Source organism: Nocardioides sp. R-C-SC26 (assembly GCF_021246465.1).
Taxonomy (GTDB): Bacteria; Actinomycetota; Actinomycetes; order Propionibacteriales; family Nocardioidaceae; genus Nocardioides.
In genome coordinates this window covers 1-18947 of sequence record NZ_JAHRHK010000027.1, presented here as the reverse complement: position 1 = coordinate 18947, position 18947 = coordinate 1, and the positions used below count along the sequence as shown (strand labels likewise).

Annotated in this window: 19 protein-coding genes and 1 pseudogene; 5 read left to right on the top strand and 15 right to left on the bottom strand. The window is 72.2% G+C overall.

Annotation, left to right across the window (positions count from 1 at the left end; genetic code table 11):
* The first annotated feature begins 168 nt into the window (after window positions 1-168).
* Complete coding sequence (locus KSO97_RS16765) at window positions 169-534, top strand: hypothetical protein (protein WP_232680997.1); 366 nt, start codon at window positions 169-171, stop codon at window positions 532-534.
* A 53-nt stretch (window positions 535-587) separates the two neighbouring features.
* Here the strand turns inward: KSO97_RS16765 and KSO97_RS16760 are convergent, their stop codons facing one another.
* Complete coding sequence (locus KSO97_RS16760; RefSeq protein WP_232680995.1) at window positions 588-1043, bottom strand: MaoC family dehydratase; 456 nt, start codon at window positions 1041-1043, stop codon at window positions 588-590.
* 73 nt (window positions 1044-1116) lie between these two features.
* Here KSO97_RS16760 and KSO97_RS16755 point away from each other — a divergent pair, with 73 nt between their 5' ends.
* Window positions 1117-2208, top strand: coding sequence for an adenosine deaminase (locus KSO97_RS16755; protein ID WP_232680993.1), 1092 nt, complete (start codon window positions 1117-1119; stop codon window positions 2206-2208).
* Between the two features lie 20 nt (window positions 2209-2228).
* Here KSO97_RS16755 and KSO97_RS16750 read toward each other — a convergent pair whose 3' ends face one another.
* Genes KSO97_RS16750 through deoC form a run of 4 tightly spaced genes read right to left on the bottom strand, consistent with a single transcriptional unit; the run spans window position 2229 to window position 6215 of the window.
* Window positions 2229-2879 carry an ATP-binding protein gene (locus tag KSO97_RS16750; RefSeq protein ID WP_232680990.1) on the bottom strand — a complete coding sequence of 217 codons (651 nt, stop codon included), beginning with the start codon at window positions 2877-2879 and terminating at the stop codon, window positions 2229-2231.
* Between the two features lie 19 nt (window positions 2880-2898).
* Window positions 2899-3774, bottom strand: coding sequence for an aldehyde dehydrogenase family protein (locus KSO97_RS16745; protein WP_232680986.1), 876 nt, complete (start codon window positions 3772-3774; stop codon window positions 2899-2901).
* Complete coding sequence (locus KSO97_RS16740; protein ID WP_232680983.1) at window positions 3774-5213, bottom strand: aldehyde dehydrogenase family protein; 1440 nt, start codon at window positions 5211-5213, stop codon at window positions 3774-3776. Before KSO97_RS16740 ends, KSO97_RS16745 begins: the two co-directional genes overlap by 1 nt.
* Before the next feature lie 21 nt (window positions 5214-5234).
* Window positions 5235-6215 (bottom strand): deoxyribose-phosphate aldolase, encoded by a 981-nt coding sequence (gene deoC / locus KSO97_RS16735; RefSeq protein WP_232680979.1) that lies wholly within the window; start codon window positions 6213-6215, stop codon window positions 5235-5237.
* Between the two features lie 91 nt (window positions 6216-6306).
* Between deoC and KSO97_RS16730 the strand changes: the two genes are divergently transcribed.
* The gene (locus KSO97_RS16730; RefSeq protein WP_232680974.1) at window positions 6307-6960 is read left to right on the top strand and encodes a hypothetical protein; all 654 of its coding nucleotides are present in this window, start codon (window positions 6307-6309) and stop codon (window positions 6958-6960) included.
* Window positions 6961-7150: 190 nt separating this feature from the next.
* Here KSO97_RS16730 and KSO97_RS16725 read toward each other — a convergent pair whose 3' ends face one another.
* On the bottom strand, window positions 7151-8848 hold the full coding sequence (locus tag KSO97_RS16725) for a phospho-sugar mutase (protein ID WP_232680972.1): 1698 nt from the start codon (window positions 8846-8848) through the stop codon (window positions 7151-7153).
* A 70-nt stretch (window positions 8849-8918) separates the two neighbouring features.
* Between KSO97_RS16725 and KSO97_RS16720 the strand changes: the two genes are divergently transcribed.
* Window positions 8919-9491 carry a HEAT repeat domain-containing protein gene (locus KSO97_RS16720; RefSeq protein ID WP_232680968.1) on the top strand — a complete coding sequence of 191 codons (573 nt, stop codon included), beginning with the start codon at window positions 8919-8921 and terminating at the stop codon, window positions 9489-9491.
* Between the two features lie 59 nt (window positions 9492-9550).
* On the opposite strand, the pseudogene KSO97_RS16715 reads toward KSO97_RS16720, so the two are convergent.
* The 9 genes and pseudogenes from KSO97_RS16715 to KSO97_RS16675 form a co-directional block, all read right to left on the bottom strand.
* Window positions 9551-10480: pseudogene (locus tag KSO97_RS16715) on the bottom strand (aldo/keto reductase).
* A 116-nt stretch (window positions 10481-10596) separates the two neighbouring features.
* A complete protein-coding gene (locus tag KSO97_RS16710; RefSeq protein WP_232680966.1) occupies window positions 10597-11007 on the bottom strand; it encodes a MerR family transcriptional regulator in 411 nt (136 codons plus the stop codon).
* A 114-nt stretch (window positions 11008-11121) separates the two neighbouring features.
* The gene (locus tag KSO97_RS16705) at window positions 11122-11781 is read right to left on the bottom strand and encodes a heme oxygenase (biliverdin-producing) (RefSeq protein WP_232680965.1); all 660 of its coding nucleotides are present in this window, start codon (window positions 11779-11781) and stop codon (window positions 11122-11124) included.
* Between the two features lie 97 nt (window positions 11782-11878).
* On the bottom strand, window positions 11879-12445 hold the full coding sequence (locus tag KSO97_RS16700) for a TetR/AcrR family transcriptional regulator (protein WP_232680962.1): 567 nt from the start codon (window positions 12443-12445) through the stop codon (window positions 11879-11881).
* Window positions 12446-12618: 173 nt separating this feature from the next.
* On the bottom strand, window positions 12619-14112 hold the full coding sequence (locus KSO97_RS16695) for a hypothetical protein (RefSeq protein ID WP_232680959.1): 1494 nt from the start codon (window positions 14110-14112) through the stop codon (window positions 12619-12621).
* Window positions 14112-15269 (bottom strand): hypothetical protein, encoded by a 1158-nt coding sequence (locus KSO97_RS16690; protein WP_232680957.1) that lies wholly within the window; start codon window positions 15267-15269, stop codon window positions 14112-14114. Before KSO97_RS16690 ends, KSO97_RS16695 begins: the two co-directional genes overlap by 1 nt.
* Entirely contained in the window at window positions 15266-16150 is an 885-nt protein-coding gene (locus KSO97_RS16685) for a heme ABC transporter ATP-binding protein (protein WP_232680955.1), read from the bottom strand. The genes KSO97_RS16690 and KSO97_RS16685 overlap by 4 nt, the downstream gene beginning before the upstream one ends.
* A 67-nt stretch (window positions 16151-16217) precedes the next feature.
* Window positions 16218-17348: an iron ABC transporter permease gene (locus KSO97_RS16680; protein WP_232680954.1), complete on the bottom strand. Its 1131-nt coding sequence runs from the start codon at window positions 17346-17348 to the stop codon at window positions 16218-16220.
* A 25-nt stretch (window positions 17349-17373) separates the two neighbouring features.
* The gene (locus tag KSO97_RS16675) at window positions 17374-18513 is read right to left on the bottom strand and encodes a hemin ABC transporter substrate-binding protein (RefSeq protein WP_232680953.1); all 1140 of its coding nucleotides are present in this window, start codon (window positions 18511-18513) and stop codon (window positions 17374-17376) included.
* Between the two features lie 228 nt (window positions 18514-18741).
* On the opposite strand from KSO97_RS16675, the gene KSO97_RS16670 reads away from it, so the two are divergent.
* Window positions 18742-18947 (top strand): hypothetical protein (locus KSO97_RS16670; protein WP_232680947.1); only part of this gene is annotated, 206 nt, incomplete at its 3' end.

Sequence of the window (18947 nt, the reverse complement as noted above, 5' to 3'; positions counted from 1 at the left end):
CGGGAAGTTCTGATGCGCTTCGCGCACCCCCGGCACGCACCCCGCGGCGTTGCCGACGCTTGCGAGACAACCTGGTATGGCTGCGCGCCGGCGCCTTGCGCTGCACGCACCGGGAGCACGCCAACCGTTTCAGAACTTCTCGGACGCACCACTAGCGCGATGGGCGAGATGAATGCTGTACGGCTCGGGCGGGCCAGTGCCCTGGTGCTCGCCGCCAGCGGTCTGGCCGGCGTCGTCATGCCCGAGCGCGTCGCCGAGGCGATGCAGTTCGGTCGCTCGGGCGAGATCGCCGGGCGGGCGCGCCTGGAGGTGCGGGCCGGCCTGGGTGCGGCCTATGTGGCCCTGGGCGTCTGGGGTGTGCTGTCGAGCGACCCCGCCGCACGCCGCGCCGTCGGCCTGGCGTGGCTCGGCGCAGCGTCGGGTCGTCTGCTCGGCATGGCCGTGGACGACGCGGATCTCGACGGCGTGCACTGGGGCTCGCTGGCACTCGAGACCGGCGGGGCGGCGGCCGCCCTGGCGTCTTCGCGCAGCTGAGGCGCCGCCACGCTCTCGCCGTCAACCACAGCGTCGCGCGACGTCCGACGATCTCACTCCGCCAACAGCAGGACGACACTCTCGGCGACGCAGGCCGGCTTGGACTCGCCTTCGATCTCGATGACGTGCTTGAGGGTCACCTGCTTGCCTGCGGGCAGGTCGTCGCAGGCGCCGAGGGTGATCGTCGAGCGCACCCGCTTGCCGACCAGCACGGGGCTGGGGAACCGCACCTTGTTGACGCCGTAGTTGAGCTTGGCGCCGGGGGTGGCGAAGTCGAAGATCTCGCTACCCAGCCACGGCACGAGGGAGAGCGTGAGGTAGCCGTGCGCGATCGTGCCACCGAACGGCCCGGTCTTGCTGCGCTCGACGTCCACGTGGATCCACTGGTGGTCGCCGGTGGCCTCGGCGAAGGTGTCGACCCGCTGCTGGTCGATCTCCACCCACGCGCTGGTGCCCAGCTCCTCGCCGACCGCCGCGTCGATCTCCTCGAACGTGGTGAAGGTGCGCATATGGGTGATCCTCCGCGAAAGTCGGTGAGCTGATCCGGTGGGCGCGCTCGGCGCCGGGTGCCAGGATGGCGAGGTGGAACCTACACGCGAGCTGATCCGGCAGGCCCCCAAGGTGCTCCTGCACGACCACCTCGACGGCGGCCTGCGCCCCGCGACGATCATCGAGCTCGCCGAGCCGATCGGCCACGTGCTGCCGGCGGACGACGCCGAGTCGTTGGGCCGCTGGTTCCGCGACGCCGCCGACTCCGGCTCGCTCGAGCGCTACCTGGAGACCTTCTCCCACACCGTCGCGGTGATGCAGACTGCCGAGGGCCTGCGGCGGGTGGCGCGCGAGTGCGCCGAGGACCTCGCCGACGACGGCGTCGTCTACGCCGAGGTGCGCTACGCGCCCGAGCAGCATGTCGAACGCGGGTTGAGCCTGGACGAGGCCGTGGCCGCGGCCCAGCCCGGCTTCGCCGACGGCGTCGCCGCCGCGGCGGCCCGCGGCAGAGGTCTGGTCGTGCGCCAGCTGCTGACCGCGATGCGTCACCAGGCGCGGTCGATGGAGATCGCCGAGTTGGCCGTCGCCTGGCGTGATCGCGGGGTAGCAGGTTTCGACATCGCGGGAGCCGAGGCGGGCTACCCGCCCACGCGGCACCTCGACGCCTTCGAGTACTTGCAGCGCGAGAACGCCCACTTCACGATCCACGCCGGCGAGGGGTTCGGCCTGCCGTCGATCTGGCAGGCGCTGCAGTGGTGCGGCGCCGACCGCCTCGGGCACGGCGTCCGGATCATCGACGACGTCACCACCCACGACGACGGTCGGGTCGAGCTCGGTCGCCTGGCCGCGTACGTGCGGGACACCCGGATCCCCCTGGAGATGTGCCCGACCTCGAACCTCCAGACCGGGGCAGCGGCGTCACTCGCCGAGCACCCGATCGGTGCCCTGACCCGGCTGCGGTTCCGCGTCACCGTCAACACCGACAACAGGTTGATGAGCGGTACCTCGATGACGCACGAGATGACGCGACTGGTCGAGACGTTCGGGTTCGGCTGGGCCGACCTGCGGTGGTTCACGATCAACGCGATGAAGTCGGCGTTCCTCCCCTTCGACGAGCGTCTGGCGTTGATCGACGAGGTGATCAAGCCCGGCTACGCCGTGCTGGCGGCGGGCCCCGACAGCTGACGCCCCGCCACGCGACCGGGTCAGCGCGGCACGCGACCGACGTCGTGCTGCTCGCGCGCGAGGGCCTCGACCCGGCTGACGATCTCGTCGGGTGCGAGTGGGGTGCATCCCTTGGCGGTCGCGTCCGCGACCACGCTCCGTTGGGCGCGCGCCAGTGCCACGCCGCGCCTGACGAGGACGAGCGGCGGCTTGCGTCGCTCCCGCAGATCGCGCATCAGCCGCAGCCAGAAGGTCGTCCATGCGGATCGACGCACGCAGTAGGCCGCCGCGAGCACCCCGGCGTCGCGCGCCGCCGCGACGACGTCGGCGGCGAAGATGCCCTCGGCCACGAACAGGTTCGCGCCCGCGAGGTCGAGACGCTGCCAGCCGCATCGGCCGTTCTGGGCGATCTCGTACACGGGCACGTCGACCCGGCCCTGGTGACACAGCGTCTCGATGGCAGCGACGGCGTCCCGGGGGAACCACGAGTCGGGGTGATCCCAGTCGACCAGCCCGGCGTTCGGACCGGTGGTCAGGCGGGGGAGGGTGGGGTCGTCGCCGTCCTTGTAGTAGTCGTCGAGCCGCAACACCGGGAGGCCCAGCCGAGCGGCCAGACGCGACTTCCCCGAGCCCGAGGGGCCGGCGAGGACGACGACCCGCGCGACCGGTCCAGCCGACGCGTCACCGTCCATGTCCGCCTCCTCCGATCTGTCAGACACCCATCGGGTGCCAGACCGTCTTGATCTCGACGAAGTCGGTCATCGCGGTCAGATCGGGAGCGGCGGCCCAGTCGGGCTCGGTGGCCGGGGCACGACGCACGCGCTTGAGATTGTCGGCAGCGGCGACCTCCAGCGACGTCGCGAGCTCGGTGTCCCCGGCGACGCCCGCCAGGTCGATCGCGTTGACGTCGAGGTGCGCGGCCAGCCACGGCGCCACGGTGGCGGCGTCACCGGTCAGGATGTTGACCACGCCGCCGGGAACATCGGAGGTGGCGAGCACCTCGGCCAGGTTCACGGCCGGCAGCGGCCGTGCGTAGGAGGAGACCAGCACGACGGTGTTGCCGGTGACGATGACGGGCGCGAGGACCGAGACGAGGCCCAGCAGCGAGGAGCCCTGCGGGGCGAGCACGGCGACGACACCGGTCGGCTCGGGCGTGGAGAGGTTGAAGAAGGGCCCGGCGACGGGGTTCGCGTTGCCGACCACCTGCGTGAGCTTGTCGGCCCAGCCGGCGTACCAGACCAGCCGGTCGACGGCGGCGTCCACGACGGCGTTGGCCCTGGCGGGCGTCAGCCCCTCGGACTGCTGGACGGCGAGCGCGAACTGCGGGCGGCGATCCTCCAGCACCTCGGCGACCCGGTAGAGGATCTGCGCGCGGTTGTACGCCGTCCGGCCTGACCAGCCGCCGAAGGCCTTGCGGGCGGCGACGACGGCATCGCGGGCGTCCTTGCGTGAGGCCAGTGCGGCGTTGGCCACGAAGCGTCCCTTCGCATCCAGAGCGGTGTAGGAGTAGCCCGACTCCGAGCGCGGGAACGCGCCGCCGATGTAGAGCTTGTAGGTCTTGCGGACGTCGATCCGTGGGGCGGCCATCAGAGCTCGCCTCCCTTCAGGTAGGCCGCGAGCCCGTGCCGGCCGCCCTCGCGGCCGTACCCGGACTCCTGGTAGCCGCCGAACGGGCTGGTGGGGTCGAACTTGTTGAACGTGTTGGCCCAGACGACGCCGGCCCGCAGCGCGGAGGCGACGTGCAGGATCCGCGACCCCTTCTCCGTCCACACTCCGGCGGAGAGGCCGAAGGGCGTGTTGTTGGCCTTCTCCACGGCCTCGGCCGGAGTACGGAAGGTCAGCACGGAGAGCACCGGGCCGAAGATCTCCTCCCGGGCGATCCGGTGCGCCTGGGTGACGTCGGTGAACAACGTCGGGGGGAACCAGAACCCACGGTCGGGCAGCTCGCACGGCGGCGACCACCGGTCGGCGCCCTCGGCCTCGCCGACGGCCGACAGCTCCCGGATCCGAGCCAGCTGCTCGGCGGAGTTGATCGCGCCGATGTCGGTGTTCTTGTCGAGCGGGTCGCCGACGCGCAGCGTGGACATCCGGCGCTTGAGGCGCGCCAGCACCTCCTCGGCGATCGACTCCTGCACGAGCAGCCGCGAACCGGCGCAGCAGACGTGGCCCTGGTTGAAGAAGATCCCGGTGACGATGCCTTCGACCGCCTGGTCGATCGGGGCATCGTCGAAGACGATGTTGGCGGCCTTGCCGCCGAGTTCGAGTGTCACCTTCTTGTCGGTTCCGGCGACCGCGCGAGCGATCGCCTTGCCGACCTCGGTCGAGCCCGTGAACGCGACCTTGTCGACGCCCGGGTGGGAGACCAGCGCCTGGCCTGTCGCACCCGCTCCGGTGACGATGTTGACGACGCCGGCAGGCAGGTCGGCCTGCTGGCAGATCTCGGCGAAGAGCAGTGCGGTGAGCGGGGTGGTCTCGGCCGGCTTCAGCACCACGGTGTTGCCGCACGCCAGGGCGGGAGCGACCTTCCAGGCCAGCATCAGCAACGGGAAGTTCCAGGGGATGACCTGGCCCGCGACGCCGAGGGGGCGTGGGTCGGTGCCGAGACCCGCGTACTCGAGCTTGTCGGCCCAACCGGCGTAGTAGAAGAAGTGCGCGGCGACGGTCGGGACGTCGACGTCGCGGCTCTCCTTGATCGGCTTGCCGTTGTCGAGGGACTCGGCGACGGCAAGCTCGCGGCTGCGCTCCTGGATGATCCGCGCGATCCGGTAGAGGTACTTGGCCCGCTCGGCGCCGGACAGCTTCGACCACACTCGGTCGTAGGCGCGTCGGGCGGCCTTGACCGCCGCGTCGACGTCGGCCTCGTCGGCCTCGGCGACCTCGGCGAGCACCTCCTCGGTCGCTGGGCTGATGGTTTTGAAGGCACCGCCGTGGCCGTCGACGAACTCGCCGCCGATGAACAGGCCGTAGGAAGGCTTCAGGTCGACGACGCTGCGCGACTCGGGCGCCGGGGCGTACTCGAACTCCATGGGTGTCCTCCGCGGAATCACTTAGTCGATCGTCACGTAGTCGGGGCCGGAGTAGCGGCCGGTGGCGAGCTTGCTGCGCTGCATGAGCAGGTCGTTGAGCAGGGTGGAGGCGCCGAAGCGGAACCAGTCGGGGTCGAGCCAGTCGGCGCCGACGACCTCGTTGACCATCACCAGGTACTTCACCGCGTCCTTGGTGGTGCGGATGCCCCCCGCGGGCTTCACCCCGACCATCTGACCGGTGGCCTCGCGGTAGTCGCGGACCGCCTCGAGCATCACCAGCGTCACGGGCAGGGTCGCTGCGGGCTGCACCTTGCCGGTGGAGGTCTTGATGAAGTGAGCGCCCGCCAGCATCGCCAGCCAGCTGGCACGCCGCACGTTGTCGTAGGTCTGCAGCTCGCCGGTCTCGAAGATCACCTTCAGGTGCGCCGGTTCGCCGCCGCCGGGGCGCTCGCAGGCTCCGCGCACCGCGACGATCTCCTCGAAGACCTGCAGGTAGCGACCGGTGAGGAAGGCGCCGCGGTCGATCACCATGTCGATCTCGTCGGCGCCCGCCGCGACCGCGTCGCGGGTGTCGGCGAGCTTGATGTCGAGCGGGGCGCGGCCGCGGGGGACCGCCGCCGCCACGGCGGCGACGTTGACGCCGGAGTCGCCGAGCTGCTGCTTGGCGACCCCGACCAGGTCGGGGTAGACGCAGACGGCGGCGGTGGCCGGGCAGGTCGCGTCGGTGGGGTCGGGGCGCATCGCCTTGCTGGCCAGCGCCCGTACCTTGCCGGGCGTGTCCTGGCCCTCCAGCGTGGTCAGGTCGACCATCCTGATCGCGAGGTCGATCGCCTGGGCCTTGGCCGTGGTCTTGATCGAGCGGGTGCCGAGCGATGCGGCGCGGGCCTCCGCTCCCACCTGGTCGACGCCGGGCAGTCCGTGCAGGAACCGCCGCAACGTCGCATCGCTGGCGGTGACGTCCGAGAGGTCCCCGGTCGCGCCGGGGGAGGTGAGCGCGGGCATCTCCTCAGCATAGGAGGTGGTGGTGGTGCCACGGCCAGCCCGCGGGTGCCGCCGCGGCGGTACCCGTGACCGGCTCTCTAGGGTGAGGCGTATGAGCGGACCTGAGGTGGCGCCGGACCTGCACTTCCGCAGCGCGTCGGGTCTGGTCTACGGCTACCTCGCCGTCGGGCTGATCGTCGTCGTGGTCGGTCTGGTCCTCGCGGACGGCGCTCCGCCGGCCTGGCTGATCGCGTTCGCCGCACTGGCGCTGACGGCGACGTGGGCCGTGCTGCTGCGGCCCCGCGTCAGCGTCCTCGATCGTGCGACGCTGGTGCTGCGGATGCCGCTCTCGGAGGTGCGGATGCCGTTGGCGGCCGTCGATGACCTGGTCGTGCGGCAGTGGCTCGTCGTCCGGGTGGGAGAGCGCCGGTTCTCGTGTGCTGCCATCGGTCGCACGTCGCGTCAGCTCCGGCGCGACGCCCGGCGTGGTGACCGTGCAACGGGTCTGGGGGCTGACGCTGCGCTGGCACAGCGGGTGGTGCCGCAAGTCGCCAGCCAGGACGGTCTCGTCGCGGACCGGCTCGTCTCGCTCGTGGAGAGCGCCCGTGCCCAGGTGGGCGTCAGGGGTGCTCCTCGTCAGACACCCGAGGTCGAGAGTCGGCTGGAGGCCGCACGGGCCGCGGTCGAGCGCGCACCGGCGTGGCCCGAGATCGTCGCGCTCGCCGTCTCCTCCCTCGCTCTGCTCGTGGCCGTCCTCGCGCGTTGACCCGTCGTCACCTGAAGACGGGTCGACGCTGAGAGATCGCACGATAGGGCAGATGTCGGTCGGACGCCGCCCCCGCACGCACCTGAGCGCCAACTCCAGAGGTCGCCGTGCCTCCGGCACGGCTCCCTCGTCGGCGGCACTCACGCACGCACCGGGACGCCCACCACGACAGCCCTATCCGTGCGATCTCTTACAGGCCGGCGGCCCCGCGGATGTCGTGAGCCAGTGCGTCGAGGCGGGTGGCCGCGGCGATCCGGGCGGCATCGACGTCGCCCGGGGCGTCGGCGTCGGCCTCCACCGGGACGACGACCTCCAGGTAGCACTTGATCTTCGGCTCGGTGCCACTCGGACGCACGATCACCCGAGCACCGTCGGCGAGGGTGAAGCGCAGGCCGTCGGTGGGGGGCAGATCGATCGAGCCGGCGCTCAGGTCGTCGAGTTGCTCGACGCGCAGCCCGCCCAGCTCGGCCGGCGGTGACTGACGCAGGCGGGCCATCGCGTCGGCGATCAGGGACAGGTCGTCCACACGCACCGAGACCTGTCCGGTGGCGTGCAGGCCGTGGGCGCGCGCCAGGTCGTCGAGGACGTCGCGCAGCGTGCGGCCCTCGGCCTTGACCTCGGCGGCGAGCTCACAGAGCAGCAGCAGCGCGCTGACGCCGTCCTTGTCCTTCACGTGGTCGGGGTCCACGCAGTAGCCCAGGGCCTCCTCGTAGCCGAACGCGAGGCCGGGCAGCCGTCCGATCCACTTGAACCCGGTGAGCGTCTCGACGTAGGGCTGGCCCGCTGCGGCGGCCATCGTGCCGAGCATGCTCGAGGAGACGATCGACGTCGCGTAGGTGCCGGCACGCCCGCGGCGCAGCAGGTGGTGGGCCAGCAGTGCGCCGACCTCGTCGCCGCGCAGCATCACGAAGGCGGCCGGGGCGCCGGTTCCCGTGGGAGCGGGGATCGCTGCCGCGCAGCGATCGGCGTCGGGGTCGTTGGCCACGACGATGTCGGCGCCGACCCGCTCGGCGAGGGCCAGCGCGAGGTCCATCGCCCCGGGCTCCTCGGGGTTGGGGAAGCCGACGGTCGGGAACGTGCCGTCGGGCTCCTCCTGCTCGGTGACGACGTGCGCCGGCGCGAACCCCGCGGTCTCCAGGACCTGCGCCACCGTGGCGCCACCGACGCCGTGCAGAGGTGTGTAGACGACGCGCAGGTCGCGCGGGCCGTCCTGCGCCAGCTCAGCGACGGTGTCGAGGTAACGATCGATGATCTGCTCGCTCACCGGCACCGAGGCCCGGTCGTGCGGAACGCGCGGCAGTTCGGCCAGCGCGCCGACAGCGGCGATGCGGGCCGAGATCTCGACGTCGACCGGTGCCACGATCTGGCTGCCGTCGCCCAGGTACACCTTGTAGCCGTTGTCCTGCGGCGGGTTGTGGCTCGCGGTCACCATCACGCCCGCCACGCAGCCGAGCTCGCGGATCGCGAACGCCAGCACCGGCGTGGGCAGCGCCCGGGGCATCACGTGCGCGGTGAAACCGGCGCCGGACACGATCTCGGCGGTGTCGTGCGCGAAGACATCGGAGTTGCGGCGAGTGTCGTACCCGATCACGATGCCGGCTCCGTCGCCGTGACCGACATCGCGCAGATAGGCGGCCAGGCCGGCCGCGGCCCGCTGCACCACGATCCGGTTCATCCGGTTGGGCCCTGCCCCGAGTGCGCCGCGCAGACCCGCCGTCCCGAACTCCAACGGAGCGCGGAACCGATCGGCGAGATCGGCGAGCGCTGCCTCGTCGCGAGCCTCGACCCGGGCGACGATCTCGTCGAGCTCGGCGCGGGTGGCGGCGTCGGGGTCCTCGGCTCCCCAGGCACGGGCGCGCGCGAGCAGGACGTCGACGTCGGGGCTCATGTCAGGCACCCTAATGTCGTCGAGCGCGATGTGGGTCAGGCGCCGTCTCCTGCGCGTAGCCTCCGGTGGCATGGCCGACCGCCAGCCCGTGCGCGCGCTCATCGCCGAGCTGGCCGACCGGGTCGGCATCGAGGCGTTCGTGTCCGTCTGCGTCGACCTGCTCGGTGGGGCGCCGCGCGAGGACCACGTGGAGGCGTTGCGCGGCCTCACCGGCCATGCCTGGCTCCCGGGCGACGACGTCGTCGACGCTGCGTCGTGGGCCGACCACTGGGTACGCAGCTGGGGAGCCCGCGGACTGCTGCACGTGTGGCACGACGCGGCCACGCCCGCGATCGTGGCCGGCCTCGGCGACGCCCACTACCGACCCGCCGAGATGTGCCTGAAGGTGGCTGCCCGTCACGAGGTCGCGGGTAGCGCCGACGGCGCGGTCCGGCTCGCCGGTCACGAGCTCGCCCGCGTGAGGGCGCAGGCGATGCGCGCCCTCGCCGTCGTCGGTGACACCGAGCACATCGAGGTGGTCCTCGATCGGCTGCGCGACGAGCACCTCGATGTGCGCCGCCAGGCCGAGCGGGCGCGGCAGGCGTTGGCGCGCAGGCTCGACCTGGACGACGGGCTGGATCCTCACCATCCCGGACGGCGATGAGAGGGGCGGCGTCCCCGCTCGGCAACCGCACATGGGCAGGGCCGCCCTCCTCGCGCATGTCAGGAGTCGATCGTGGAGAGGTCTCCGTAGCGGTCTCCGACGACGGCTCCGGTCGGAACAGCGGAGTCCAGCGCCGCCAGGTCGTCAGCAGTCAGCGTGATGGTCGAGGCCGCGAGGTTCTCCTCCAGGTAGGCGACCCGCTTGGTGCCGGGAATCGGAGCGAGGTCCGCGCCCTGGGCGAGCACCCACGCGAGCGCGAGCTGCCCCGGGGTGCACCCGCGGGCGGTGGCGAGGTCGCGCACCCTCTCGACGAGGACGAGGTTGGCGCGCAGTGCCTCGCCCTGGAACCGGGGGAAGTAGGCGGAGGTGCGAGAGTCCTCCGCGCTCAGGTCCGACGGAGCGGTGATGGCGCCTGTCAGCAGACCGCGCCCCAGCGGGGAGTACGGCACCAAGCCGATGCCGAGCTCACGCAACGTGGGCAGGATCTCGGTCTCGATGTCGCGGGTGAACAGCGAGTACTCGGTCTGCAGCGCGGTGATCGGGTGGACGGCGTGAGCGCGGCGGATGGTGGCCGGTGCAGCCTCGGAGAGTCCCAGGTGGGTGACCTTGCCGGCGGTGACGAGTTCGGCCATCGCACCGACGGTGTCCTCGATCGGCACGTCCGGGTCGACGCGGTGCTGGTAGTAGAGGTCGATGTGATCGACGCCGAGTCGCTGCAGCGAGGCATCGCAGGCAGCGCGGACTTACTCCGGGCGGCCGTTGACCCCGACTCGGGTGCCGTCAGGGAGGCGCTCGTTCCCGAACTTGGTGGCGAGCACGACAGCGTCGCGGCGCCCGCCCTGCAAGGCGGAGCCGACCAGGCGCTCGTTGGTGAAGGGGCCGTACATGTCGGCGGTGTCGAGGAAGGTGACGCCGAGGTCGAGCGCGCGGTGGATGGTGGCGATGCCGCCGGCCTCGTCGGCGGTGCCGTAGAACTCCGACATCCCCATGCAGCCCAGTCCCTGCTCGGAGACCTCGAGCGGCGCCGCCGTGCCCAGGGTGCGGGTCGTCAGGATGCCGGCGCCGTACGCGTCGGACGGTGCGGGCGAGTCGTGGTGTGAGGTTCTCATGCCTCCACTGAACGCCCTGGAGTGCGCTCCGGGTCAAGCAGGCGGTCCTCGTAGATCCCGATCTTCTTGTCGATGGCGGCGAGGTTCTCCTGCACCGCCGCCAGTTGATCGAGCACCAGACGGCGATGCGCGTGCAGCAGGCCGAGGCGCTCGGACTCGTTGCCGTCCCCCGCTCGGACGAGCTCGGCGTAGCGGCGGACGTCGCGGATCGGCATGCCGGTGGAGCGGAGCTTGGTCACCAGATCGATCCACCGCAGGTCGTCAGGACCGAATCGACGATGGCCGCTGGCCGAGCGGGGTACCGCACGGAGCAGCAGGCCGTCGCGCTCGTAGTAGCGCAGGGTGTCGACGCTGAGGCCGAGCGTCGAAGCGGCATCGGCGATGGTCAGACCGCGGACAGGAGGCACCACGGCAGTGTCACACCTGGAGCATGCTCCAGATCAAGCCCCTCGATCCGTCGCCCTGCATCGTCGTGGACCTGGCAGGCCCGCAGCCGGGAGGGCCGGCGGATCGGAAGGGCGTCAGCGGCGGTAGGAGTCCAGGTTGCCCGCGAGCTCGTTGAAGAGTGCCTGGTTCATCCGGAACGCGACCTTGACCTCCTCGACGAGGCGGGCGGTGTCGGCCTCGTCGAGGCCGAGCGCGTCCAGGCGCGCGCGGTAGGCGTCCTTGTACGGCTTGGGCTTGGGAATCTCGGCGAAGTCGTAGAACGCCACGCCGGCACCGTCGAGGCCGAAGGCGCGGTCGAGGATGCGGCCGATCGCCTGGCCGCCCGAGAGGTCGCCGAGGTAGCGGGTGTAGTGATGGGCCACCAGGGCGCCGCCCCACTCGGCGTCCTCGAGCCGCTGCTGGTACGCCGCCGTCGCAGGCGAGTCCAGCTCGCGCGCGACGCCGGGCGCCCAGTGGTCCAGGTCCGCCTCGATCGCGGCCAGCCGCTCCAGGGCGGGGTCGTGGACGGCCGCGACGAGCCGGTCGTCGGAGTGCGCGCGGATGACCCTCTCCATCGTCGCGTAGACGGCACGCAGGCGCAGGAGGTAGTCGATGTAGCCCTGCTCGTTGAGACGGCCCTCGAGAAGCTCGCTCATGTAGGGGGAGTGCTCGGCGGCCTCGTGCTCGGCCATCGATCCCTCACGCATGGCGGTGGAGAGCGACGGGGCGACGGTGGGGGCGTCGGTGACGGTCATGAAGGAGCTCCCGGGGTGGGTGGAACGGAGGTTGACACATTGTCAGTAAGATTCTGACAGGTTGTCAACCCGAGTGTCCAAAAAAGTAAGGTCGACCTTACTTCGTCGTGCTGAGAGCGCGCAGCACGAACTGCTCGATCGCCGACGTGGCCAGGTGGCGCGGGGCGAGGCAGGCGTGGATCAGCGACATCGTCGCGGCCTCGTCGTCGACAGCGAAGGCGCCGCTGCGCACGCCGTCGGCGAGCAGGTCGCGCAGTACGTCCTCGACGGCGACCACGTGCTCGCGGATCTGCGAGAGCGACTCACGGGAGAGCACGCCGTAGAGCTGGGCGCCGAAGCCCATGTGGAACTGCTGTCCGGCCTCGAGTTGGTGCCGGATGTAGACGCCGAGCCGGGCGACGGGGCTCTCGACGCCGTCGAGCGCGGCGCGCAGCCCCTCGAGGTAGCGGCTGGTCTCGTGCGAGGCGAACGCCACGACGACCGACTCCTTGTCGGGGAAGTGGTGATAGATCGCCGTACGGCCGATCCCGGCCGCTGCGGCGAGCTGAGCCATGGTGATCGCGTCGAAGCTCTTCTCGGCCATCAGCGCCGCGAACGCCTCGAAGACGCGTTGGTGCACCTGCTCGCGGTGCTCCTCCACGGAGCCGGCACTGATCCTCGGCACAGGGCGAGGCTAGTGGTGCGTCCGAGAAGTTGGGAAACGGTTGGCGTGCTCTCGGTGCAGGCAGCGCACGGCGCTGGCGCGCTGCTGTGCCGGGTCCTTCTGCGAGCGCCGGCGACGCCGCGGGGTGCGTGCCGGGCGTGCGCGAAGCGCGTCAGAACCTCCCGCACGCGCGACTAGCGCCGCGGCCTCCGTGCGCCCACCGTGGTCACCGCGGCGAGTCCGGCGGCCGCGAGCAACAGCACGACGCCGAGCGTCCAACGCCAGGCTGCGCCTCCCAGAGCGTTCGCAGACGGGGACGTTGACGCCGCGGTGAGTGCGTACACCGTGGGCGGCGCGGTGGGCACCGCTGCGGGCACCCCCGTCGTCGCACCGGTGCTCGGCACCTCGCCGGAGTCGGGAGCGGGCAGGGGCGGTACCACGGGCGCGGGCAGCACGGGAGGTGCCGGTTGCACGGGCGGGGGCGGGGGGAGCGGGTTGACCGGTGTCGTCGGGGTCGGCGTGGGTGCCGCCGTCGGAGTGGGTCCCGACGTCGGGCCGGGTTCGACGGGGTCGGCGGCGTCGTAGGAGACCGCGATCGGTGACGGGACCTTGATCGGGTCCGCAGCACCCCCGGTGGAGTAGAAGAAGGCGCCGGATCCCAGACGGTCCACGTAGTTCACGAACGAGGCGGGGAACGCGCCCCAGGTCGATCCGGTGCGCACCTGCGGGGCGTCGGCGGGCGCGTCGTAGGAGACCCCGAGGTAGCGCGGAGTCACGGTGATGCCTCCGGCCGCGGGAAGCGTGAGACGGGGCAGGTCGGCCAGGACGACCCGGCGCGCCGGGACCGGCTGCCAGCGGTCGGGGTTCGACCGGTCGGCCGCGAAGCCGGCGACGGTTGCGCGCACCTGGCCGACACCGCCGACGACCACGAGACTCGGATCGGTGACGGTGAGGAAGGTGAAGCCGGAGTAGTAGACGAGCGAGAACGTGCCCCGCCAGTCGATCCGGGCGGAGCCGCTGGTCGGATCGACGGTTCCCGATCCGCCGCCGATGCGGACGCGGTGACCGGAGAAGGGGCCGGACGTCGAGGTGAGCGGCGCCCCGTCGACGGCCGTGGAGAGGCCCGCGAAGGTCGCGGCCGCGAAGCGCCCGTCGGGTCGGCGCTTCTGGATGGTCACCGCACCCGACGTCGCGCGCCAGGCCCGCACCGAGGTGCCGCGCCACACGCCGGGCGCAACGATCGTCTGGCCGCCGCGCCCCGGGTCGGGCACGGCCCCGGCGGCGAGGAAGTTGAAGGTGCCGGGGGCGAATGCCTTGTTGTTGCTCTCGTCGTTGATCGCCCAGGTCAGCACGGCGTCGTCCACCTCGACGGCATCCGCGGGGGCCGGCGTCACCGTCGGGCTCGTGGTGGGGCTCGCGGTCGGTTCTGAGGTCGGGGTGGGGGTCGGGCTCGTCGTCGGGGTCTCCGACGACGTCGGCTCGGCCGAGGACGTCTGCGTCGCCCCGGGCGAGGCGCTCGCACCGGTCGTGCTCGGCGCGCTGCTCGACGCTGCGGGTGGGTCGGTCGGGTCGGCGGCCTCCGCCCCCGTCAGGACCGCCCGGACGGCGAGCGTGACCAGCCCGATCGTCGCGACCGCCGCCACCGCCGCCATCGCGTGGCGCGTGCTCCCGGCACCCCAGGGGCGCATCAGGCGGACCGCCGGCGTCGGATCACCACGGAGCCCGCGAGGGCGGCGAGGAGAGCGACGACGCCGGCCCCGAGGAAGATCCACGACGCGATCTCGGCGTCCTCGTCACCGGGCGCGGGCGCTGTCACGTCGCCCCCCGCCACCGGGAAGAGCTCGCTGGCGCTGATCCCCGATGCGGCGCCGGACATGCGCAGCTCGTGGGTGCCGACGGCGAGATCCGCCGGCAGCTGCAGGACACCCGCCACCTCGCCCGAGGCGCCGGCGACCAGCGGGCCGAGCCCGGCCACCCCGTCGTCCAGGACGGCGTTGACCTGCTCGCCGGGCTGGAAGCCGCGTCCCACGAACGCCATCGCCCGTCCCGCGACCGCCGTCGCCCGGTCGACCGCGACCGAGGGTGCGCCCGCTGCCGGGTCCGGCGTGGCTGGGGCGGGCGGTGTGGTCGGGTCGTTGCCCGGCGACGCGGCGGGCGCGTCCCCGGTACCGCCCGGGCTCGCGCTCGCCGTGGGAGCTGTGTCGGGGGCACTGTCGTAGACCGTGCCGAAGCGCACCGGGGTGAACGACTCGTTGGTGGCGTTCTTCACCCCGTGCGCGCCGACGGTGATGATGCCGCAGGAGACCCGACGACAGTCGACCTCGGCGAGATCGCCGTCGCGGTCGACGCTCTGGAACACCGGGCCGGGCACCACGAGGTCCAGGCTGAACGAGCCGCGATCGGAGAGCACCGTGGCGGCCTCCCCGGCGGTGCTGCTGCCCGGGAAGGCCACGTACTTCAGGTAGCCCTGGTTGTCGGCGGCGTCCTCGGCATCGGGGATGTACTGGTAGTCCTCGCCGGTCAGTCCGCCGCGCGAGGGACGCCAGGAGTCGCCGCGTGGGTCGCTGACCCACCCGAACATCACGTAGGCGCCTCCGAACCCGCCGCGGACGACCTGGAATCCGGATCCCCGCACCGTGAGCGTGGTGCGATAGGTCAGGTCCGCCACCGCTGAACCGCGGTCGTTGGAGACGCTGACCCGGCCCTGCGCCTGCGCGGGCGCAGGCGTGGCCATGGTCGCAGCGAGGAGCAGGACGCAGAGCAGCGCCACCGCGGCGCCGTGCACGCGCGAGGTCGCGGGAGTGGTCGGGTGCGCCGGGGCCGCGCTCGGTCGGTCTCCGCTCATCGGGCTGCCTCCTCGGTCAGGTCGCGGTCGATGTGGGACGGCGCGGATCGGCGGTCGGCGAGCACGAGAAGGTCGCCGGTCGCAGGATGGGGGAGCACCTCGATCGGGAACCGGTAGACGTCGCTGAGCAGCGTGGAGGTCAGCACCTGGGACGGCGGGCCCTCGCCGGCGACGCGACCCTGGCACAGCAGCACGATCCGGTCCGACCACGCGGCGGCCAGGCTCAGGTCGTGCAGGACGACCACGACCGCCGCGCCGGCGTCCGCCTCGGCCCGCGCCCGACGCAGGACGGCCTCCTGGTGTCCGATGTCGAGGGCGGCGGTGGGCTCGTCCAGCATCAGGATCCCGGTGCGCTGGGCCAGGATCCGTGCGAAGGAGGTCCGGCCCTTCTCCCCGCCCGACAGCACACCGAACGAGCGCTGCGCCAGATGCGCGACGTCGGCGGTGGACATCGCCTCGGCGACGATCGCGTCGTCGGCGTCCTCCTCCGGTCGCCCGCGCCAGGGCGAGCGGCCCATCCGCACGACGTCCTCGACGGGGAACGGGAACGCGACCTGGTGCTCCTGCGTCAGCACGGCCCGCGAGCGGGCGAGCTCGCGCAGCTTCCAGTCCGACAGCGGACGTCCGAGGACCTCCACCGTGCCCGCGGAGGCTTCGACGTCGCCGGCGATGACCGAGAGCAACGTGGACTTCCCGGCGCCGTTGGGGCCGACGAGCGCCAGGACCTCACCGCGGCGGACGTCGAGCGCGACATCGTCGAGCACGGTGGTCGCGCCGAACCGGACGTCGATGCCCCGCGCGCGGAGCGCCACCTCGCCGGGCGTCGGATCGTCCGCCGGCGAGCGGAGCGGGGGAGGCGGAGAAGGTCGTGGGGTGGTCATGACGGGGCCCCTGCGGGCTTGTTCGCGGAGGAGCGGAGCGGGGGAGGCGGAGAAGGTCGTGGGGTGGTCATGCCCACCCTCCCGCGCTGCGCCGGGTGCGCCGCAGCAGCCAGAAGAAGAACGGGCCCCCGACGAGCGAGGTGAGCATGCCGAGCGGGAGATCCGCGTAGGCGACCAAGGTGCGTGCGCCGAGGTCGGCCAGCACGAGCACGAGCGCTCCGGCCAGGAGGGAGGCCGGCAGCAGGACGCGGTGGCCCGGTCCGGTGATCATGCGCACCAGGTGCGGCACGACCAGGCCCACGAACGCGACGATGCCGCAGAAGCTGACCGCCGCGGCCGTCAGCAGGGCCACGACGACGATCAGGAAGATCCGCAGCCGTTCGACGTCCACGCCGAGGTGGCGGGCCTGGCGCTCGCCGAGAGCGAGCAGGTCCAGGCTGCGGGCGCACGCCAGCGCGGCGACGCAGCCGACCGCGGCCAGGGGTGCGACGACGGCGACGTACTGCCAGCGGCTCCCGTTGAGACTGCCGAGCTGCCAGAACACGATCTGCTCGCGCGCCTGGGTGTCGCCGATGAACATCAGCAGAGCCAGGCCGGCGGCAGCGACGGCGTTCACGGCGATGCCGGTCAGTACCAGGGTGACGACCTCGGTGCGGCCGTCGGCGCGGGAGAGCGCGTAGACGGCGAGGGTGGTGATCAGGCCGCCGAGGAAGGCGCAGACCGCGATGCTCCAGGTGCCGGCGAAGCTGAGGTTGAACACGATCGAGATCGCGGCCGCCACGGCGGCGCCCGACGAGACGCCGACGACGCTGGGCTCGGCGAGCGGGTTGCCGAACACGCCCTGCATGACCGCTCCGGCCACCGCCAGTGCCGCGCCGACGACCATCGCCATCGCGACCCGGGGGAACCGCACCGACCACAGCGTGTCGTCACCGCGCGGGTGCGTCGGCATGGTGCCGATGTCGAGCCCGATGCGGTGCAGGAACGAGCCGATCACCTCGTCGAACGGGATCGCGAGCTGCCCCGAGCCGGCGGCCGCCAGGCTGACGACCACGAGCGCCGTCGTCAGGCCGGCGAAGAGCAGCGTGGTGCGACCGAGCCGTCGCGGCCGTGGCGTCGACGCGCCGACTCCACGGCCGGCGCGCGCCGACGAGTCGGGCTCGGGCGTCGTTCCGGGGCTCGTCAGGGTGTCGGTCATCGCGATGTGAGGTCTCTGGGTCGGGTCAGCCGAGCGCGTCGGGTGCGTAGAGCGCGACGGCGAGGGCGTTGATGACATCGGAGGTGCGGGGACCGAAGCTCAGCACCTGACCGTCGTCCATCGCGATGATCCGCTCGTGCTCGCCGGCAGGGGTGTTGCCGAGCGCGGGGAACTTCTCCAGGAGGCCGTCGACGCCGCCGACGGAGTCCAGCCCCTCCGACATCATCACCACGACGTCGGGCTGTGCGGCGATCAGGCCCTCGTCGTTGACCGGCTTCATGCCGTTCCACCCGATCTCCTCGGCGACGTCGTAGCCGCCCGCGGCGTCGATGAGAGCGTCTGCGCCGGAGTCCTCGCCGAACATGTAGTACACCCCCGACTGGCCGCGGATGTAGAGGAAGATCGTGCGCAGCTTGCCGGTCACGTCCGCCGGCGCGACTCCGCCGATCTCGGCCTCCTTGGCCGCGACCTGCTCCTCGATGCGCTCGCCGAGGGCCCGCCCGGCCTCGGAGACGCCGAGTGCGTCGGCGACCTCCTGGGTCAGCGAGGCCAGGTTGTCCATGCCGCGGTGGGAGTCGGTGATGACCACCGGGACGCCCGCGTCTCGCAGCTGCAACAGGACGTCGAACGGGCCGAGCGAGGTGTCGCTGATGACCACGGAGGGGTCGAGGTCCAAGATCGACTCGGCGCTCAGCTCGTGGCCGTTGTGGGTGACGAGCGGCCGGTCGGCGATCTCGGGGAAGGTGGAGGAGACGTCGCGCCCGACGACGTTGTCGCCGAGGCCGAGCTCGAACACGGTGTGCGCCAGCGTGCCGTAGACGTCCAGCGCGAGGATCCGGCTGACGTCGGTCACGCGCACCGAGGTGCCCTGGGCATCGGTGACGGTGGCCGGCAGCTGCGGCACCGGATCGGCCTGGATCGGGTCGATGCGCGGGTCGGGCAGGTTGATGTCCAGCACGCCGTCGAAGGCACGGGGGTCGGCGGCCGGCTCGACGTCCGCGATCGAGGGCACGCTCGTGTCCGGCCGTGACGCCCCGTCGTCCTGCCCGCCGCCGATCAGGGGGCCGCACCCGGAGACGCCGAACAGCAGCAACGCCGCGGCGCCTGCGCCGAGCGCGCGGGCGCTCGCGCGACGAGCGGCCGTGGGCGTGGGGGAAGGAGACATCGGTGCCGTTTCGTGGAGGACGCGTCGTGGGACTGGTGAGGGTGATGCGGACCTGGACGCGGAAAGACGTCCAGAAAGGCCCCGAGAGTGGGATCATACGTGTTGATAAGGACTGCCTTACCTTCGTGACTCCCTTTCGGGATCGCACGTCACCTTCGCTCCGGTCGTTCGTTGGGCCAGCACGGGGGTCGACAGGGCGACCCCCCCGACCATCGAGGTTCCTCACTCATGCTTCGCACTCTCCGCCGTACGGCGGGCGCCGCCGTCGCCACCTCGCTGCTGGCCCCGGCACTGCCGCTGGCCGCCGCCGCGACGGTCGTCGCACTCGCGCCGGCCGCGCAGGCCGCCGACCCGGCGCCGTCGTTGGCCTGGAAGATCTCCGACCGGGTCGACGACCACCTCTCCACCCACGACCTCGCCGACGGCGCCACCCA

Bases quoted from the DNA above. Each gene is read 5' to 3' on its own strand.
- KSO97_RS16765 (WP_232680997.1), top strand. From the start codon at position 169: ATGAATGCTGTACGGCTCGGGCGGGCCAGTGCCCTGGTGCTCGCCGCC.
- KSO97_RS16760 (WP_232680995.1), bottom strand. From the start codon at position 1,043: ATGCGCACCTTCACCACGTTCGAGGAGATCGACGCGGCGGTCGGCGAG.
- KSO97_RS16750 (WP_232680990.1), bottom strand. From the start codon at position 2,879: ATGGACGGTGACGCGTCGGCTGGACCGGTCGCGCGGGTCGTCGTCCTC.
- KSO97_RS16745 (WP_232680986.1), bottom strand. From the start codon at position 3,774: ATGGCCGCCCCACGGATCGACGTCCGCAAGACCTACAAGCTCTACATC.
- KSO97_RS16740 (WP_232680983.1), bottom strand. From the start codon at position 5,213: ATGGAGTTCGAGTACGCCCCGGCGCCCGAGTCGCGCAGCGTCGTCGAC.
- deoC (WP_232680979.1), bottom strand. From the start codon at position 6,215: ATGCCCGCGCTCACCTCCCCCGGCGCGACCGGGGACCTCTCGGACGTC.
- KSO97_RS16730 (WP_232680974.1), top strand. From the start codon at position 6,307: ATGAGCGGACCTGAGGTGGCGCCGGACCTGCACTTCCGCAGCGCGTCG.
- KSO97_RS16725 (WP_232680972.1), bottom strand. From the start codon at position 8,848: ATGAGCCCCGACGTCGACGTCCTGCTCGCGCGCGCCCGTGCCTGGGGA.
- KSO97_RS16720 (WP_232680968.1), top strand. From the start codon at position 8,919: ATGGCCGACCGCCAGCCCGTGCGCGCGCTCATCGCCGAGCTGGCCGAC.
- KSO97_RS16705 (WP_232680965.1), bottom strand. From the start codon at position 11,781: ATGACCGTCACCGACGCCCCCACCGTCGCCCCGTCGCTCTCCACCGCC.
- KSO97_RS16695 (WP_232680959.1), bottom strand. From the start codon at position 14,112: ATGCGCCCCTGGGGTGCCGGGAGCACGCGCCACGCGATGGCGGCGGTG.
- KSO97_RS16690 (WP_232680957.1), bottom strand. From the start codon at position 15,269: ATGAGCGGAGACCGACCGAGCGCGGCCCCGGCGCACCCGACCACTCCC.
- KSO97_RS16685 (WP_232680955.1), bottom strand. From the start codon at position 16,150: ATGACCACCCCACGACCTTCTCCGCCTCCCCCGCTCCGCTCGCCGGCG.
- KSO97_RS16680 (WP_232680954.1), bottom strand. From the start codon at position 17,348: ATGACCGACACCCTGACGAGCCCCGGAACGACGCCCGAGCCCGACTCG.
- KSO97_RS16675 (WP_232680953.1), bottom strand. From the start codon at position 18,513: ATGTCTCCTTCCCCCACGCCCACGGCCGCTCGTCGCGCGAGCGCCCGC.